This is a genomic window from Sphingomonas fuzhouensis (assembly GCF_034659795.1).
Lineage (GTDB): Bacteria > Pseudomonadota > Alphaproteobacteria > Sphingomonadales > Sphingomonadaceae > Sphingomonas > Sphingomonas fuzhouensis.
On record NZ_JAXSQY010000008.1, the window covers coordinates 113,732 to 131,009 of the forward strand.

General features: G+C 63.8%; 15 protein-coding genes. 7 read left to right on the forward strand and 8 right to left on the reverse strand.

Annotated elements, in window-relative coordinates; all coding sequences use genetic code 11:
- Positions 1 to 53: 53 nt before the first annotated feature.
- Positions 54 to 440, forward strand: coding sequence for a hypothetical protein (locus tag U1H82_RS16305; RefSeq protein ID WP_322966001.1), 387 nt, complete (start codon positions 54 to 56; stop codon positions 438 to 440).
- Positions 441 to 475: 35 nt separating this feature from the next.
- Here the strand turns inward: U1H82_RS16305 and U1H82_RS16310 are convergent, their stop codons facing one another.
- A complete protein-coding gene (locus U1H82_RS16310) occupies positions 476 to 1,270 on the reverse strand; it encodes a hypothetical protein (RefSeq protein ID WP_322966003.1) in 795 nt (264 codons plus the stop codon).
- 213 nt (positions 1,271 to 1,483) lie between these two features.
- Here U1H82_RS16310 and U1H82_RS16315 point away from each other — a divergent pair, with 213 nt between their 5' ends.
- From U1H82_RS16315 to U1H82_RS16335, 5 genes are all read left to right on the forward strand, one after another.
- Entirely contained in the window at positions 1,484 to 3,256 is a 1,773-nt protein-coding gene (locus U1H82_RS16315) for a reverse transcriptase family protein (RefSeq protein ID WP_322966004.1), read from the forward strand.
- A 353-nt stretch (positions 3,257 to 3,609) separates the two neighbouring features.
- Positions 3,610 to 5,850, forward strand: a complete 2,241-nt coding sequence (locus U1H82_RS16320; RefSeq protein ID WP_322966005.1) for a S8 family serine peptidase — start codon at positions 3,610 to 3,612, stop codon at positions 5,848 to 5,850.
- A gap of 137 nt (positions 5,851 to 5,987) precedes the next feature.
- Complete coding sequence (locus tag U1H82_RS16325; protein WP_322966006.1) at positions 5,988 to 6,656, forward strand: hypothetical protein; 669 nt, start codon at positions 5,988 to 5,990, stop codon at positions 6,654 to 6,656.
- A gap of 128 nt (positions 6,657 to 6,784) precedes the next feature.
- Positions 6,785 to 7,342 (forward strand): CHAT domain-containing protein, encoded by a 558-nt coding sequence (locus tag U1H82_RS16330; protein WP_322966007.1) that lies wholly within the window; start codon positions 6,785 to 6,787, stop codon positions 7,340 to 7,342.
- An 88-nt stretch (positions 7,343 to 7,430) separates the two neighbouring features.
- On the forward strand, positions 7,431 to 10,010 hold the full coding sequence (locus U1H82_RS16335; protein ID WP_322966008.1) for a DEAD/DEAH box helicase: 2,580 nt from the start codon (positions 7,431 to 7,433) through the stop codon (positions 10,008 to 10,010).
- A gap of 57 nt (positions 10,011 to 10,067) precedes the next feature.
- Here U1H82_RS16335 and U1H82_RS16340 read toward each other — a convergent pair whose 3' ends face one another.
- Positions 10,068 to 10,412, reverse strand: coding sequence for a type IIL restriction-modification enzyme MmeI (locus U1H82_RS16340; protein WP_322966009.1), 345 nt, complete (start codon positions 10,410 to 10,412; stop codon positions 10,068 to 10,070).
- 83 nt (positions 10,413 to 10,495) lie between these two features.
- Here U1H82_RS16340 and U1H82_RS16345 point away from each other — a divergent pair, with 83 nt between their 5' ends.
- Entirely contained in the window at positions 10,496 to 11,692 is a 1,197-nt protein-coding gene (locus tag U1H82_RS16345) for a phospholipase D family protein (RefSeq protein WP_322966010.1), read from the forward strand.
- Positions 11,693 to 11,700: 8 nt separating this feature from the next.
- Here the strand turns inward: U1H82_RS16345 and U1H82_RS16350 are convergent, their stop codons facing one another.
- The 6 genes from U1H82_RS16350 to U1H82_RS16375 form a co-directional block, all read right to left on the reverse strand.
- Positions 11,701 to 13,437 (reverse strand): ATP-binding protein, encoded by a 1,737-nt coding sequence (locus tag U1H82_RS16350; RefSeq protein WP_322966011.1) that lies wholly within the window; start codon positions 13,435 to 13,437, stop codon positions 11,701 to 11,703.
- Positions 13,434 to 14,705, reverse strand: a complete 1,272-nt coding sequence (locus U1H82_RS16355) for an SIR2 family protein (protein WP_322966012.1) — start codon at positions 14,703 to 14,705, stop codon at positions 13,434 to 13,436. Before U1H82_RS16355 ends, U1H82_RS16350 begins: the two co-directional genes overlap by 4 nt.
- 65 nt (positions 14,706 to 14,770) lie before the next feature.
- Positions 14,771 to 15,523 carry a hypothetical protein gene (locus U1H82_RS16360; RefSeq protein WP_322966013.1) on the reverse strand — a complete coding sequence of 251 codons (753 nt, stop codon included), beginning with the start codon at positions 15,521 to 15,523 and terminating at the stop codon, positions 14,771 to 14,773.
- Complete coding sequence (locus U1H82_RS16365) at positions 15,514 to 16,455, reverse strand: MvdC/MvdD family ATP grasp protein (protein ID WP_322966014.1); 942 nt, start codon at positions 16,453 to 16,455, stop codon at positions 15,514 to 15,516. The genes U1H82_RS16360 and U1H82_RS16365 overlap by 10 nt, the downstream gene beginning before the upstream one ends.
- A gap of 4 nt (positions 16,456 to 16,459) precedes the next feature.
- Positions 16,460 to 16,816: a hypothetical protein gene (locus U1H82_RS16370; RefSeq protein ID WP_322966015.1), complete on the reverse strand. Its 357-nt coding sequence runs from the start codon at positions 16,814 to 16,816 to the stop codon at positions 16,460 to 16,462.
- 68 nt (positions 16,817 to 16,884) lie between these two features.
- Positions 16,885 to 17,169, reverse strand: a complete 285-nt coding sequence (locus U1H82_RS16375; protein ID WP_322966017.1) for a hypothetical protein — start codon at positions 17,167 to 17,169, stop codon at positions 16,885 to 16,887.
- Between the last annotated feature and the right edge of the window lie 109 nt (positions 17,170 to 17,278).

Here is a 17,278-nt window from a genome sequence, read left to right on the forward strand (position 1 = left end):
ACGTTTCATAATGATCGTCCAGCGTAAGCTCTCAGTATTGCGAGGAGGATGGAATGTCGCTTACGCACGATCACCGAAAAGTTCGCGCTGGAAATGGTAATCGGTTTCCGCTGGACCCCGGAGCAGACGTCGAAGCCACCTTTGCCACCGTTGTGGCGGACGCCCTCAGGCGTGATTTCGGCCATACGCCCGCGCATGCGAAGCACATCGCCAGACTCACTGGTACCAATCTCCGTACGGTCCAGAATTGGTTGCAGGCCAAGAACGGTCCGAGCGGCTCCGGCTTGGTGATCCTCATGCGCCATTCCGACGAGGTAATGGCAGCGGTGCTCGATCTTGCGGATCGTGATGCCCTGCAGCGGGCGGCGGCCGCCAGTCGCTCTTTCAGGGCGTTGAGGTTAGCGATTGAGGCGGTGCTCCCGCATCTGCCCCAGGATTGATGAACATCGGCACAATTTGCTGGACGTCGGCGAAGCTACGCCGCCTCACGCACACCCGATTGCAACAGGTAGCGATCCACGGGATCGACGACGTTCCAGAGCGCTCTCAGAAGGTCGGGCGAGAGTCCTCGACCTGCCACGTCCCTGGCCGCCTCGAACACCTTCTGCGGCCAGGGTTCGACGATCCGCACCTTGCAGCCGTTGGGTTGCACGGGCCCGAGGAGCGTGGTCCCGTTCAGCACCCCGCTCGTGCGCACGCCGCGGAAGAACGCCGGCGGAATGAGCCGACCGTCTTCGTCGAGGTGCCGGCGAAGCTCGCTTCCCTGCCCCTCGATCGGAAGCTCGTCGAAATGGCCGATCATCATCGGCTCGGCGGAGGATATTTCGACGTGATCGCGATCGAGCCTGCGGATCGACAGGTAGGGCCAGTCGCAATCGTCCGGGAGGGCGATCCAGCGGATGTCGACGAGTTCGATGGGAGCGTCGGCGTATTCCTCCGGGTAGATCGGCTCACCTCGTGGCGGTTTGCGCCCCTCCATGATGGTGCCGTCGGCCATCACATAGGTGCAGGACAGGGCGGACCAGACGATGCAGAAGGCGTTCATGCGTGCCTTCTTCGCCACGCCGTCGATGACCGCCTGACGCCCGATCGGCGTCAGCGTTCCGTCTGGGGCGACGGCACCGCGCGCGTGGAAAGCGTGTGCAATCCTCCCGTCAACCGCTCGCGGCGAGTTGCCGATGTCGATCAACCAGCGCACGTTGCGGCCCGAGCCGAGCGATACGAGATGAGGGTATCCGGAGGTTGTCGGTAAGTTGTTGGCCAGTCCCATTTTCATGCTCCTCGGGCGTTCGACCGAAACATGTCAGTGTCTAATTCTACCTTCATGCCAGCAAGCGCAATGCGGCGCGTCAGATAGTCGACTTGCGATCGTAGATGTTGCCGTTAGCATACGTAATCAGGGTCGGCCGACCACAAGGTTCAAGGCGCGAGTCGCGCCTGCTGATTGCAGCACCACTTGCTTCCTGCAGCCGGTCGGCCCTTCATGGTGCAGATGGCGACGTTCAGATACGATCTTCGACGAGTGACGACCCGTGAGGCACTGATCGCTGCCATCGGCACCGATCCAGCGACCTTCGATGCCATTCTTGATTTCGTGCCGCCTCCGCCACGCGTTCAGCGCGCCGAAGCTGACGCCCCCAAGGTTGGGGTGATCGATATCCCAATCTTCTTCCGACATGATATCCCCAGGAAGAAGCGTAAAGGCGAGTTCCGGACCGTTTGGGAACCAGTTCTTGCCAAATCGGAATACAAAGCCCTGGCCCGTCGACTCGACTCGTTCCTCCGCCTGGCATTACCGGGTTTCCCGCATCCACAGGCCTTCGGCTTCCTATCGGGCAGGAACATCCGGGAGAATGCGGCGGTCCACGTCGGTCACAAGCACCTGCTGTGCTTGGATATCAGCAGGTTCTTCCCGACGATAACCTGTGATCGGATTGCGCGGCTCTTCGTTGATCTCGGCGTCGAGGCATCCGTGGCGGCTCTATTGAGCCGCTTCGTGACGATCAATGGATCCCTGCCTCTCGGTCTCCCGACCAGCCCCGTGATCTCCAACGCCATCGCCTTGCCGCTCGACGTCGCGTTCGACGCGCTCGCGACCAGGACCGGGGCGGTCTATACGCGGTACGCAGACGATCTGAGCTTTTCCGGTGACGGCGATCTTCCCGAGGTGGATGCGGTGAGGCAGCTGCTAGGCGAACACGATTTCGCGCTAGCTGAGAGCAAGACGCGACGTTCCAAAATTGGCCAAGCTCACTTCGTGACGGGGCTCAGCGTCAGCGACACCTCGGGACCTCATGCCCCCCGCAGTAAGAAACGGCGATTGCGGCAGGAGATGTATTATGCCCGCAAGTTCGGTCTGGCGGACCATCTTCGTCATCTCGGTGTGAACGACGACCGTATTATCCAGCAGCACGTGAACCGTCTTGACGGCATGGTGCGTTTCGTCGCGCACCAGGAACCGCGAATGTCCACTCGGCTTCGGTCAAACTGGCGCGAGCTGCTGAAGGACAACGGCATGCGGCCCAGCTTTACGCCCCGGGGACAGCATCGCGCCCCATTCTACCTGTTTGTCGACGAGGCCGAATTCAAGCGCGGTGACGACCGCATTCTCGCCTTGTGCATTGCGGTGAGCCAGCACGGGCCCCGCATTGTTGCAGAAGGCGGCGCGATCCTCGAGACGGCATTGGCTGACCCGTTCGCAGCTGGGGACGTGACGGCGCTCGTTCGGCGGGGATTGCACTTCACGGACGCCACGGAAGACCTGCGGCTGGCTTATGCGACGCGCCTCGCGTCGATGCGGTTCGAAGGATACGTCGCATTCGCGGCCCTGCCCGATCCATCGGCCTATGAAGCCACGTACGTCAGGTTGCTTGGCGCGATGATCGAGCGCAGATTGATGGCAGCGGAAAGCCAGTTTGCGTATCTATTCTGCGAGGCCAACGACAAGGTTTCACGCTCACGGGTCGAGGCGTGTATCGCGGGCGCGCAACAGCAGCTCAAGGATCGCAACGATCGGCGTCCGGCAGCGGTCGGTGTAGAGTTCGTCAGCAAGCCCCACCTGGGCGTCAGCGTCCCAGATTTCCTTCTTGGGATCCTCGGAAGGTATCTCGCCTCCGCCCCTGTTCGAACCGGAAGACCCGAGAGCCGTGAACGGCTCATGTTCGAACGACTGAGGGACAAGTATCGGCTGATCCTCGATGTCGATGAATGGATGGAATATTCCCGAAGACGCCCGGTGCTGCCGTGGAATCCCTGAATTTCAGGCTTTGTCGACGATGCCCAGGTAGTGACAGTCGAAAACGTCCGATCGACACGGTTCGTGGATTGATCGTGTTAACACTCTGCGGCTAGAGCAGGCCTGTTCGCCAGCAGGCGGACCGAGGCGTGATAACCTCGCTGTAGCAGCCGAATGCCCGGCCCGAACGAGTTTCGGCCGGGAGGCGGACGCGTATGTCCAGGGCTCTTTCGGGGGTCTAAAGGCGTTCGCGCTCGTCTACAGCGAGTTATCAACTTCCGGCTTTCGGGTCGGCATCGCCTCGTCAACGGGGGCGGTGCCGCCGGCTGGAGGAGCCGAACGGCAGCGCTGCGAACGGGGGTTCGAGCGTGGACATGTTCGACGAAAGCCGCAGCGTGCGGCTGAGGATCATCAGGAATTCGACGACGATTTCCGCAGCCATCCTGCTCGCGGCGTGCGGCGGTGGTGGTGGCGTGAATTCGCCCGGCGGCAACGTGCCGCCGTCCGGGACACCCGTGCCGACACCCACACCGACGCCGACACCTGCCCCGACATCATCCGCCGATACGGTGGAGTACAAGACGTCCGGAGCAATCGTTTCAGCGAAGGCCGCATACGCGTACGATCGCGGCATCACCGGCAAGGGCATCACGATCGCGATCCTCGACACCGGTATCGACACGTCGGGGCGTGAGTTTTCCGGTCGCATCTCTCCGGACAGTACCGCCTTCGATCAGGCGATCGCCCGCTGCGGCACCTGCGCCCCGGAGACGATCCGCTTCGACGTCAAGGACGTGAAGGGACACGGCAGCCGCGTCGCGGGCATCGCGGCCGCCGCACGTGACGGCGTCGGGGTGCAGGGCGTCGCACCCGAAGCGACGATCCTGGCGCTGAAGCTCTCGGGACCCGATATGACGAACGTCACGCCGACGTCCGGGGCGGTGCCCGAAGGCGATGGTGCGAACCCCAGCCTGATCGCGCCGGCCATCCGCTACGCGCTGGACAAGGGTGCGTTCGTCATCAGCATGAGCCTGAACGGCGAAGCGACGGGACGGACGGCGACGGAGCAGCGTGCCGCCATGGATGCCGTACGCCAGGCCGACCGGCTGCTGGTGGAATCCGTATCGAACTTCACCGACGAGGACAGCTTCACCGGGAAGATCGCCGAGAACCTCGTCGGCACCGACCGTGCGAACAGGGACTGGTTCCTTTTCGCCATCGGAGTGGACCAGAACGGCAGTCCGCGCGTCGCCAACGGCAACGCCGGACCGCTTGCCGACCGCATGATCGCGGCCAGCGGCAACAACGTCCAGACCGTCGACCAGAACGGCAACGTCGTGGTCGAGACCGGCAACAGCTTCGCCGCTCCCGCGGTGGCGGGTGCAGCCGCCCTCCTCAAGCAGTACTGGCCGCAACTAGGCGGCAAGGCGATCGCGCGCATCCTGCTCGACACCGCCACCGACGCAGGCGCGCCGGGCGTCGATCAGGTCTTCGGCGTCGGCATCCTGAACGTCGAGAAGGCGATGCAGGCGCAGGCGCCTGCAACGTCGTTCGTCGCGGCACAGGCCGTGCTGGCGCGCTACTCCTCGCTGACGATGTCCGCCCCGTTCGGCGGCGCTGCAGCGATCGCCGCCAAGGCGTCCACCATGACCGTATTCGACCGCTATGGTCGCGACTTCGTCATGAAGGGCGCGTCCGGCATCCGTACCCGCGGCTCGGGTCTTCTTGCTGGCGCCATGCTTTCCCCGATCGACGTGCCGTGGCAGCGGAACGGAGCCACCGATGCCCGCCTCGGCTTCTCGTCGTCGGTGCCCAGCTATTGGCAGTCCGTCCGCCCGAACCGCCCGGCCATGGTGTCGTTCTCGCCAGCACCCGGCCAGACGGTGACGCTGGGCGCCAACGTGATGGTCGGTCGTGGCGACGGCATCGCCGGATCTCCTCTGCGCAGCGTCGTCGATGCACCCATCGGCATGTCGTCGGTCTGGACCGGCAGCGGCTGGTCCGCCGGCTTCTCGTCCGGATCGTCCCGCGATTCCCGCACGGAGCTCCGGGGCTTCACCGTCTCCACCCCGCTCGGCTTCGGGTTCGAGGTCTCGGACATGGTCGAACGCGGCCAAGCGCTCGGCATACGCGGCGGTGCCGATCTGGGTTTGAGCGGTGCTCGGACGACGATGGCGTCGCTGACCGTACGCCGCATGATCGCCGGTGTGCTCGTCTCGGCGCGCGCCACCGCTTCGACCACGCGCGTCGCCGGCGGCTCGGAGATGATGCGCTTCTCGGGGCCGATATGGGGCAGCGCCTTTGCCATCGAGGGGGCGCACGGTCTGTTCGGCGGCACCGCGACAATGGGCCTGTCGTCGCCGCTGCGGGTGGAACGTGCGAGGACGACCCTGCTCGTGCCTGTCGCCTACGACCTGATGACCGGCGCGCTTTCCACTGCGACGACCATGGTCGATCTCGCCCCTGACTCCCGGGAGTTGGATGTCGAGCTCGGCTGGTCTGCCGCGCTGTCGCCGATCTCCTCGTTGCGCCTCGGTGTCACCCGTGCCTTCAACGCCGGCCATGTGGCCGGAGCGAGCGACGCGGCGGGGTTCGTAACGCTGGTGCTGCGGTGAGCGGTTCCTTCCGCGCCCGTTCGCCACCCGAGCCGGCCGACACCAACCGCTAGATCGAATGTCCACCACCGGACCTGCGACGCCGAGATGCTTCTCGGCGAACGACGCCGCACGTCCATCGAACACGAGGGAATAACATGATGACCAGGGTCACCGCCATGAGCGCACTGGCGCTGCTCGCCGCCTGCGGATCGGCGTCGGTCGCCGAACGGGACGCTGCCGCGCAGACGCGGGAAGCCGCCAAGCCGTTGACGATAGCGGGTTTGCGGATCGGCATGACTGCGACGGAGGCGCGCTCGACGCTCGCCCGCGACGGATGGAAGGTTGATACGGAAGCAGGCGAGGACTGGGCCGCCACAGTGGACCACGAGGCCAAGCGGCAGCGCGACGTCTTCCCCATCGAGGAACCGAAGAACGGCATCGCGGTGCTGAATGCCAAAAAGGGCGACGAGACCCTGATCGCGGAGTTCCAGCCGATGCCGACCGGGGACGTCGTCAAACTGGTGAAGTACGCCGCCCCCGCCGCTGGCCGGACGCCCGAGCAGATCGCGGCTGAGATGATGAAGCGTTACGGCAAGCCGGGCGTGTCGATGGTCGCGAGCCCCGTCTACGAGGCGAGCTGGTGCACTGGTGGTGACCAGTGCCGTTCGATCTGGGGGAATCAGCACACCGGTCTGGAAGCCAAGATCGATGTCTACGGCAAGCTGAAGATTTCGCTGTCGCAGGGCGTGGCCGCTGATCGGGCGTGGGAGGCTGCGGTCAAGCGGGCTGCGGGTGGTATCGCTCCTGCCAAAGCCTCCTTTTAGACAGGGGCATTGCTGGCTCTAGGGAATCTGGCCGTGCGGTGGCGGTGTCGTTTGGAACGCTATACCGCTGCCGCACATGAAGCACATGAAGACGTTTTCAGTCCGCGCAGGTATAGGTGCGGACGAGAATGGCCATCGATTTGCTCAGCTTGCCCCTACCGTTGTCCATCCAGATAAAAAGTCTTCGGGATCTGATCGACATCCAGCATCGTCCCACAGCCGCGCCACAGGATCTGATAGAGGAGATCAACGATCTTCGACCGCACGTCATCCACTTCTCCGGCCAGGCCGGTGCGCCGGGTCTGCTGTTCGACGGCGCGGATGTAGTTGCTCCGGGGGAGCAGACCGTCGGCTACAGGCATCTGGCCCGGCTGTTGCGCGCGACGGATCAGCCACCGACCTGCGTGGTGCTCAACGCCTGCGACACGGCGGAAGGGGCGCTGGAGCTTCTTGATGCAGTGCCGGTAGTGATCGCCATGAGCGCACCGGCCGGCGATGCGAGCGCGGCGGTCTTCGCTACGAGGTTCTACGCTGCGGTCGGCAGCGCGCAGCCGATCGGCAAGGCGGTCGAGCAGCCGGTGGTGGCGACCGAGATCGCGCTCTCCACGGACATGAATCTGGTTACGCTGTGTGCTCGGCCGGAGGTGGATGCATCCGCTCTGAAGCTGATTGCGTCAGTGGACTGAGCCCATCCGCCTTTCCAACGGCCATTGGTCACGGCACGATGCCAGGATGGGAGCATCCGACTCCTGATTCGCACATGGGGGGTGGCGAGTGCTGGAACTGGCGAAGCAGCTGATAACCGAACGCAATCTCGACGTCGTGGACGTGCTGGAGTTGCCGGGGCGGCCGGAACGACTGGTTCGTCTGCCCCAGTCGATCATCGACGGACCGATGGGAGCGCGCCTGCAATCCATGGGGCTGCGCGACGGCATGGCGTGGAGTCACCAGAGCACTGCCCTCGAGATCCTGGAACGTGGCCGCAATCTGGTCGTCGCAACAGGGACGGCATCAGGAAAGTCGCTGATCTTCCAGCTGCGGGCCTTGGACGTCGTGCTGCGTGATCCGACCGCGAAGGTCCTCGTCTTCTATCCGCTGAAGGCACTTGCATCGGATCAGTATGATCGGTGGCGCCGCGCTGCGCGGGACGCGGGCTTGAACGAAGGCTCGGTCGCACGCATCGATGGAGACATACCGGTCGGTGAGCGGCAGGCTCTGATGGAGCGGGCCAGCATCGTCGTCATGACGCCGGACGTCTGCCAGGCATGGCTGATGCGCGGCGTGGGCACCGGACCCATCCGGCGCTTCCTCGACGATCTGGCGCTTCTCGTCATGGACGAGGCGCACGTCTATGAATCCGTCTTCGGCAGCAACTTCGCCATGCTCGCGCGTAGAATGATCGCAGCCAAGGCCAGGGCGAGCCAGAGCGGCAGGCAACTTCAGGTGATCGCCGCGACGGCCACCATCGCCTACCCCGAGACGCATCTCGAGGAGCTGACGGGTCTTCGCTTCGAAGTGGTCGACGAGGACCAGAACGGCGCTCCAGCCTACGAACGGCACGTCTACCACATCAACGGCCCCGATCACGGCGGCCCGGCCGAGGCGGCGCTCTCGGACCTGCTGACAGGGGTGCTCGCCATTCCCAACGAACGGCGCGGTCGCTTCATCGCCTTCCACGATTCGAGGCAGGGCATCGAGCGCGTGGTCCGCGAGATCGACGAGGCGGGCGTGCTGCCCTACCGCAGCGGCTATGAGGCGCAGGACCGTGCAACGATAGAGAAGGCGCTGCGTACCGGCGATCTGGATGGCGTGATCTCCACGTCGGCGCTGGAACTCGGCATCGACGTCGCCGACATGACGATCGGTGTGAACCTCGGGGTTCCGCAGTCGCGCAAGGCGTTCCGTCAGCGGATTGGGCGGGTCGGCCGCTCCGCTCCCGGCGTGTTCTTCCTGATGGCCGACCGGTACGCCTTCCGCCGGTTCGGCGAGACGTTCGAGGACTACTATCGCGCCTCGGTGGAACCTTCGTACCTCTACCTGGGCAACCGCTTCGTCCAGTACGCTCATGCCCGATGCCTCGTGGAGGAGATGGAGGTGCTTGGCGGCGAGCGCATGCGCCTGCCCGCAGGTACGCGGTGGCCGGAGGGCTTCGACGGCGTGCTGCGCTACGCGGTGCCCGGCGGCGGGCGGCCCCGCGAGTTCGACTTCATCGCTGCGCTCGGCGCCGACAACCCCCACTTCAACTATCCTCTCAGACAGATCGGCGAGGAGAGCTTCGAGATCAAGGATCGGCCCGACGGGCGGATCGGCAGCATCGCCATGCAGCAGGCGATCAGGGAGGCCTATCCCGGCGCGACGTATCTGCACTTCGGCAAGGGATACAAGGTACGCGAATGGCAGACCCGCGGCCACGATCGGTCGATCCGGGTCTATGCCGCTGATCGGGGCGGTGCTCCCACCAAGCCGATCCTGCGGAAGACGATCAATCTGTCCCTGACCGGAGACGGCATCGTCGATGGCCACGTCATGCGTGCGGGCAACGGACTGGTAGCAGAGGTGCATCTGCAGGTCACCGAGTCCGTCGAAGGTTACACGGTCGGCGGCAACAGGTTCCTCTACAAGGACCTGCGGACCCAGGACCCGAACATGTCGCGCAAGCAGCGCGACTTCCGCACAACGGGCATCATCGTTCGGATCGATGAGGACTGGTTCACCGGTGGAGGATCAGAACCATCGCTCAACCGTCTGGCAGTCGCGGACGGACTGAAGTCGCTGATCTCGCGCGAAAGATCGATCGCGCCACAGGACGTCGATGCCACGCATACCAACATCGCCGTGTTCAGCGAGCGGGGACCGCAGCGGATCACCAACGCCGTGATCGTCTACGACGCCGTGTACGGGGGCCTGCGACTGACCGAGGACCTGTTCGAGGACTTCCGCAGCTACGTGACCAAGCTGTGTCGCGCAGCGTCGATGGCCGGAGAAGACGCGTTGGTCGCTCCGCCACTTGCCGATCGTCTCGCAGCCTGGGCGGAGGATCTGAAGGATGCGGGTGCCGAACCCGATCCTGTCATGGACGTGCCTGATGGTTGGGTTCAGATCTACAGGCCGGGCAGCATGGTCACCATCACGATGCACGGAGCGCAGATAGAACGGGAGATAGGCGCGCCGCAGATGATCCCGTTCGGCGAGCAGTCGATCCTAGTCTATCCGTACGTCAATGGGCAGGTGCCGGGCATGGTCCCCCACGCGCAGATACAGACTGCTGGCCAGGATTGGGAATGGGCGCTCTGGAATCCCCTGACCGGTGAGATAATCGACGTGGATGCCGCTGATCAGGAGGAAGCCGTTTGACTCTTGGCTCGTCGTCCATGACCAGGCGGCTTCTGTGGATGGCTGGCCAGCGGCGCGTTATCGCGCTCGTACTGCGCCATGAGATGCTCGACCCGATGCCGGCTGCCATCGTGCACGCTCAACGAGAATCGCATTGGCGAGATCGGCGATGATCGACGCCTGCTTATCGTCCAGGACGGGCATGGGGAACGTGTTGTAGACGATGTCGATCGAATAGCGCGGATCGCTCTTCATCCGTCCACCAATGAACTCGAGCCAGGCGTTGTGCATGCGCGACGTCAGCAGCCCGAACAGCAGCGGCGTCGCATCCGGTACGATCCTGACCAGGCTGTGGCCTGAAGCGGCCGCGGGCCTCGGACGCTTGCTGATCGAGTTGGAATGACGGTTATCGAAGGTCTGCACTGCGGTGGCGCCATGATGATCCCGGCCACCGGATTTGTGAGGGGGAGACGATTGTGGAAGCGAGATTTCTAACGGGGAAGGAGGTGGACGCAGCGATCCGAGACCAGATCTCGGCGTATGATCATCTGCACTGGGCGGTGGCGTGGGGTTCCGATACCCATCTGGCGCAGCTGCTCGCGCGGAACGCGCACAAGTTTCGCAACGTCACGTTCGGCGTGTCGTTCTGCCAGACTGATCCCGATCTCGTGGACCGCCTTGTCGACCTTGATCATTGCTACGTCGCGACGAAGTTCAAGGGTGGCACCTTTCATCCGAAGGTCTACGGCTTCCGTTCCGGCGATGAGGTCGCGGTCATCGTCGGGAGCGCAAACTTAACGCACGGCGGACTTGGAAAGAACCTCGAGGCAGCGACGTTGCTCACCGGCACGATGCAGGACGTGGCCCTTGTGGAACTGCTGGCCTTCGCGGACGCCAGCGCCGCATATGGCGAGCCCGTCACACGCCAATACGCCGATGCCTACCGACTGGCTTGGAAGCGCGCGGCGCGGATGCCGAAACCTCCGCGCGACCCGGACATTCGCAGGAGCCGTTCGCGCATGCCGTCGCCCTCCTCACCCTTGATCTCGATGACCTGGGCCGAGTTCGTGGCGGAATTGGATAGGAGCCGGCATCACGAGGTGGAGCGCAGTCTCGAACTCCTCCGGGTCGCGCAGGCCTGGTTTTCGTCCAAGGCGTCCTTCCGCGAGTTGGAACGGCTCCAGCGCAAGGCCCTAGCCGGTGTCCTCGGCGAAGGGCAGAAGGCGGGTGACGACGATTATCAGAGCGTCGACCTCGATCGCGAATGGGGTTGGTTTGGCTCGATGCGCGGCATGGGGGACTTCGCTAACCGCATCGAGGAGAACGACACGTATCTGGCCCGGGCGATCGACAGCATTCCGCAGAAGGGTGAGGTGACGCAGGATCACTACGATCGGTTTTCCCGGCTGTTCGTTAAAGCGTTCCGGAACTCGCATCGGACAGGGGGTGTGCCGACCGCGTCACGACTGCTCGCCATGAAGCGTCCCGACGTTTTCCTGTGCATTTCTGATCCGAATCTAACGCAGGCGGCGGAGAGGATGGGCTTCGCGAAATCAACGCTGAGCCTCGAGAACTATTGGGAGAGGGTGATCGAAGTGATTGAGGCGTCGGATTGGTATAACGTAGAGAAGCCCGAGGATGGGGCAGGACCGTTGTGGGAATGTCGGGCCGCCATGCTGGATGCGATCCTCTATCGGCCCTGAAGAATTTGTCAGCCGAGCACGCCTACAAATGCGTCGTCGGCTGCGGCGGCGGCAACCCGCTTCCGGCGTTCGGTCCAAGCCTTCTGGAATTGCGGGCCTCTCGAGTCCGGGGGCGACACAGGACGCCGTATGAATACCGGAACCGGGGCCGGCAGTTCCGGTCCGATCACGATCGCTTCGCCCGGTGCGAGCATCGGCACGAATTGCGCCGCGCCGCGATCGAGGTCGCCGCATGCTCGCTCGACAGTTTCCCGATCCTGATCGTTGGTGAGGCGGTGAACGATGAGCGTTCCGAGTTGGCTTAGGACGTCCGCGGGCACGTCGCGCGGTCTCTGCGTGGCGAGGACGCAGGAAAGCCCGTATTTGCGTCCCTCCTTCGCGATCAAGCCGAAGGCGTCCAATCGCACGGAGGCGTATTCGTCCCCGATGGTTCGCCCCAGAAACTGGTGGGCTTCATCAAGAAATACGACCAGCGGTGCCGCGCGGAATGCGCTGGATCGGGCTTCGCCGAGTAGGAAGCGGCCGATGACGTTCAGCAGGATTTCGCGGGTGTTGTGCTCGAAACGTACCTCCTTGAACGAGACCACCGCGACGTCGCGCGTATCGTCAGCGAGGAACGACCGGAGTTCGTCGACCAGCGACGTGCCATCCATGCCGAAGACGCATCGAAGCTCCTGCGATGCGGTGAGGAGATCGATCCGCGCCACGAGTGTCTCGCAGAAGGCGACGGTCCCCTGGTCGATGTCGCCGAAGCACCCAGGTTGCCCGGCCATGCGGACGCATTCCTGCCGGACCTGCAGGGATAGCCGGCTGATGTCGAAGTCGCAGCCTGGCGAATGGAGGGCGGCGACGTGCTGACGGAGGGCATGGTAGTGGGCGGCGCGCGAGGCGTTGCGCTTGATCAACTGGCCGTCATTCACCGTCACGTTCTGCGGCGGTATCGGACCCATGGCCTGCACGAGTTTGAGACTGCGTATCGCCTCCCGCAGCTTCGGACCTTGGCTCTGCCCGGAAGGTCGGAACAGTGAGAACAGATCGTCCTCGGTCATGTGTTGATATGGAAAGTGAACGACCTTCTCCCCGTCGGTGGGGTCGGCGAAGGTGAACACCTCGTCGACGCACGCCATCTCCGCGAACTCGCCGGTCGGATCCAAAACCACGGCGCGGCCACCAGCCGCCTTCACCTGTTCCACCAGCGTGGCAACGGTCCAGCTCTTGCCGCCCCCAGTGGCGCCGAAGACGCCGCAGTGCCGGCCGAATAGCCGATCCGGCGGGAGACAGATGTCGACCCCGTCGGCGGCGTCGATGCGGCCGATACTCAGAGTCAGGTCGCCGGCGTCACTCACTGCGTTGCGGATCAGCGATGCGAGCAGGCGGGGTTCGGCCAAGTAGACGCCGTCACCGATCTGGGGGAATTGGACGAGGCCGCGCTTGAGCACGTTCGATCTCTGATCGACCGCGGCGAGAAGCTGTACGCGCCCGATCGGGTTGACGGGTCCCGCGTCCCCTACTTTCGGCTCGACCGTAAGACGTTCACCGTCCGGCAGGCGGGTCTCCACGATGCGTCCCAGCACCTGCGAGCGTTCGCAGTCTATGAAGACGAAATCGCCGACCGCGCCGAGGGAGGTCCCCCTGGCTTCACGGCCTGGCACGGCGTTCGGCAGATTGACGTGGACGTGGGTGGCGGTGACCAGAGTGACGGTGCCGACGTAGCGATCGGCGTCGATCGGATTGGCCGGAATCATTGATTCATGTCCGCGGCGTCCCGAAGACTCCGCATCCTCTGTACGTGCCGCTCGCGATCCGTCTCGCCAACCAGATCCGGCAGGGCGACGGTCATGTCTTGGAAGCGTCCGTTCAGCAGATGCACGCGGGCATCACCCGAATCTACCAGTCGCTTGAAGCCGAGCAGGAAGCGATTTTCTGGATCAGGGGCGTCGCCGATCTCGAAATCGTCGGCCTCGAGCTGTGCGTCTTCTAGGAACACCGGATCGCAGACCACGAGCCGCAGTGACATGTTGGATTCCACGGCCGACATGATCGGGCTGCTGATGTGGTCATCATTGAACCCGAAACCAGACACGAGGACCGCCGTGTCTGGCTCCCTGAGTGCCGCCTGGAAGGATGACAGCATGTCGAGATAGGGGGCGTCGAAGCTCTCCTGATACTTGCTCGACCTAGGATAGATGAGCACGGGCCTGCCGATCTCCGATCGGGTGCGGACGATGTCGCTACTCACCCTGCGCCAGTCGATGGATCCGTGCAGTTTGTAGAACTGGAGCACGTTCTGCAGGTAGTCCGGCGCATCGCGGCCCGGCTCACGGCGCACGTGATCGACGGTGAAGTTGGTCCGATCGTAGGTCTGGTCGAGATTGTGCGAGAAGCCGTCAATCAGCGTGAACCGTGCGCGTCGCGCGATCTCCTCGAAGCATAGGTCGTAGTTGGTGGTGAAGAGCTTGGCTCTGGGCTTGCGGACGCCTCGCCGCCCAACCTTCCTGATCAAGGCGCCGTGCGCTTCAAGATCGGTTTCCCGATCGACGAAGTCCACGCGGTCGAGGATGGCTCGTTCCGCGATTGCGACGAATTGCGCCATCACCTCGTAATCGCCGTCGGCTGCAACCTCGGCGTTGAGTTCCAGGTAGAGCTTGCACAGGGTGAGCAGCTTCTCGATGTTCTCGTTGACCCGCGCCGCTCCGAACCGCTCGACTATGGCATCGAACGGTTCGGGGCCTGCGGCTTGTCGGACTGCGAGCCACACGTCCCACATCCCGGCTGGTGCCGGTCTACCGACGGGGTTCACCGCTGCGAACGATGATCCGGTCCCGGTCAGAACGACCACGTTCGTCGCGTTGAGGACATTCAGGAGGATGCTGCCGATTTCCCGTGCAGCACCGGTCCTGGCTTGCCGGCCTTCCTCGTCCTGCGCTTCGTCAGCCGCGGAACGCCAGCCGTGTTCGCGTACGTAGAGGCGCAGATTGCCCGCCGCGGATGCGCGACCCTCCCAGTAAGGCACCGTAGACCCCCCATTTTTTGCTGAAGGGATGGTAGCACCTCCGGCGCTGGTAGCCAGCCCTGCAATCAGCGGCACGCAGTCGTTCGGCCGCTCCGTCTGTGAGGGGACGCCTTCGACGGGCAGGCAGGTATGTGGGACGTTGAGGTATCGCGGTGTTGCCTCGCTGCCGTCTGGTGAATGCGGAGGGCGTTCACTGCGCTCGAGGCGAGCGTCCACGCCGCGTTGACTATCAGCAGCAGTGAAAAGGTGACGAAGGCGCGCATGAGATATTCATGCGCCATGCGGATGAAGGTGACCTTGTCGTTGACGCTGCTCCAGTTCAGCCGCGCCGCCTTGAGCGTCGTCCGAATCATGTGGATCCTTGGATCGCGCCTTTTCCATGCCCTCAGCACATCGGGTATGTCCGCTCTGGCCGCGCCGGAGACCTTCAACGCGCGGAAGGCCCAGATGCCAGCCCCAATCACGTACAGCATTCCCGCCGCCAGGATGAGCAGGTTCACCCAGGATGGTGCGGTGCCGATCTTGTTTTCGACAACGGCGCCCTGCACCGAAAGGCCGATCGGCACGAGCGCCGCGATCACGGCGATGTAGGTCGTGGCCTTCGCATCAGCGGATGCCCGACGGGCCATCTCGGCATCGAATATGCGCCTCGCCTCATCCAACGCCACGTCCGGGTGCGCCGTCCAGCCCTGCGCTTCGACGGATGCGAGATCGCGCGACAGCCGCTCGGCGTCGGCGGCGACCTGCCTGCCGTCCGGCTGATTGAGAAGGGGGATCACCCACTCGCGGAAATCGTGGAGGCGGCCCTTCAGCGACACAGGTCGTCCACGATGGCCTGGGCGATGCGGACGCCCGTGCGGTTTTCGATCCACGCCCATTGACCGTTTGGGTTGATCTCGAGGAACCAAGACTCCCCATCGACGTCAGTGACGAGATCGATCGCGCCGAACCGCAGACCTAGTTCGCGCGTGATCGCCAAACATCTCTCGCGTGTCGCATCGTCGAGTTCGATCGGCTCATGCGGCAGGGTGGGATCGGAGCCACGGCGCCAGTCCACCTCCGTATCGGCGTTGCCCTGCGAGTGGATGGCGGTGGCGAAGACGCGATCGCCCACGACGATCGCGCGAACGTCATGGGCCTTCCTCACCTCCCGCTGCATGATGAACGGCGCAAGTCTGACGGCGTCTGCATCCTCATCGACCAGCGGACCCATCCGGTTGGTGAAGATCACGCGGCCGGGGCCATCGTCTTCGAGAAGGGCGTGCTTCAGAGGTTTGACGATGCAATCCGCCTGACGGGAGAATGCGACCGCGGCTTCGGGATCGTTGGTGACGACCGTCTCGGGGATGTGGAAGCCGACGGCGGCGGCCAGCTTCAGCTGGCGCGGCTTGTCCTCCGCCCTCAAGATGGCGAACGGCGAATTAAGCCATCTTCCCTCGAGTTCGTTCCAGATCGATCGCAGGACTGCCGACCATTCGGCGACCCGATAGGGTCGGACGGTAGGGTCTTCGGGATCGTCGCCCACCTCGGGGGCCGCCGGCCGTCGATAGTAGGCTCCGGTCACGGTGGACAGATCAACCTCCACGTCGCCGACGACGATCGACCAACCTCCCGTGGCGGGGCGGAGCGCGACACGGCATGCCGCGATATCCTCCGTGTTCAGTCGCACGAAGGGGATGCTGCGCCGCTGGAGTTCAAGCACTACGAAGTCGGTGGTGATATCGCGTTTGTTGGTCGCCAGGAGGATCATGAACCTAAATTAGGTCCAGGCCGGGCTGTCCAATCTGATCGTCGGCCTCCTGCTGGACATCGGTCTTGGTGACGATCTGCAATTCCAAGCCGGCGGCATGCGTCTTCTGGTCGTCGCCCTCCTGGTTCACTGCGGTCTTGGTCGTGATCTCGAGCAGGGAGAACTCCTCATCGTCCGCTTCCTGCCTGACACGCGTCTTCGTGAGAATCTCCAAGCCGTCCAGATCGCCGGATGAGGCAAGCGGTCGGGGCCCCTGTTCGCCATCGACGAGCCACAGCCGCGCGGCATCATCGTACGCACCGGGGAGCTCTCCCCGCGACGTCCTGTCGCATGCGTGGCGGATCAGCAGTGGCATCGTCATCTATGAATCCCGTCTCGTTTCCGAACGTCGCGTTGCCGGCCGGGGACGCTTGTGAGGAGTCCGATCGGTCAGTTGAGGCTTTCACCATCGTCATCGTCCTCGTCGCGTTCCACGCTTACGAAAGTCTTGGTCATCATCTGCAGCATGCCGGGGATTTCGTCGTCGACTTCCTGCAGCACCTTCGTCTTCGTCTGTATTTCGAGAATTCGGCCACCAAGGCTGGCAAGCGGGGTCTCGCAGCCGTTCACGGACGTGATCCATAGGCTTCGGACCTCGTCGTATGCGCCAGCCACGGCTTCGCCTGGAATCATCGGCTCGAGTCCTTGGAAGAGAAGCGGTCGGACGCTGGTCATCGTGAAACTCGCCTTGTGCCGAAGCCGGGGTGTGAAAAATTCCGCCTCAAGGCTTCGCCCTCGCCGGGCATTCTCGTTGATCGGAGGCGGGATGGCGGCATCTTCGGAT

What these genes read in the sequence shown, in the direction of transcription:
- U1H82_RS16305 (WP_322966001.1), top strand. Translation starts at nt 54, where the DNA reads ATGTCGCTTACGCACGATCACCGAAAAGTTCGCGCTGGAAATGGTAAT.
- U1H82_RS16310 (WP_322966003.1), bottom strand. Translation starts at nt 1,270, where the DNA reads ATGGGACTGGCCAACAACTTACCGACAACCTCCGGATACCCTCATCTC.
- U1H82_RS16315 (WP_322966004.1), top strand. Translation starts at nt 1,484, where the DNA reads ATGGTGCAGATGGCGACGTTCAGATACGATCTTCGACGAGTGACGACC.
- U1H82_RS16320 (WP_322966005.1), top strand. Translation starts at nt 3,610, where the DNA reads ATGTTCGACGAAAGCCGCAGCGTGCGGCTGAGGATCATCAGGAATTCG.
- U1H82_RS16325 (WP_322966006.1), top strand. Translation starts at nt 5,988, where the DNA reads ATGATGACCAGGGTCACCGCCATGAGCGCACTGGCGCTGCTCGCCGCC.
- U1H82_RS16330 (WP_322966007.1), top strand. Translation starts at nt 6,785, where the DNA reads ATGGCCATCGATTTGCTCAGCTTGCCCCTACCGTTGTCCATCCAGATA.
- U1H82_RS16350 (WP_322966011.1), bottom strand. Translation starts at nt 13,437, where the DNA reads ATGATTCCGGCCAATCCGATCGACGCCGATCGCTACGTCGGCACCGTC.
- U1H82_RS16365 (WP_322966014.1), bottom strand. Translation starts at nt 16,455, where the DNA reads ATGATCCTCCTGGCGACCAACAAACGCGATATCACCACCGACTTCGTA.
- U1H82_RS16370 (WP_322966015.1), bottom strand. Translation starts at nt 16,816, where the DNA reads ATGACGATGCCACTGCTGATCCGCCACGCATGCGACAGGACGTCGCGG.
- U1H82_RS16375 (WP_322966017.1), bottom strand. Translation starts at nt 17,169, where the DNA reads ATGACCAGCGTCCGACCGCTTCTCTTCCAAGGACTCGAGCCGATGATT.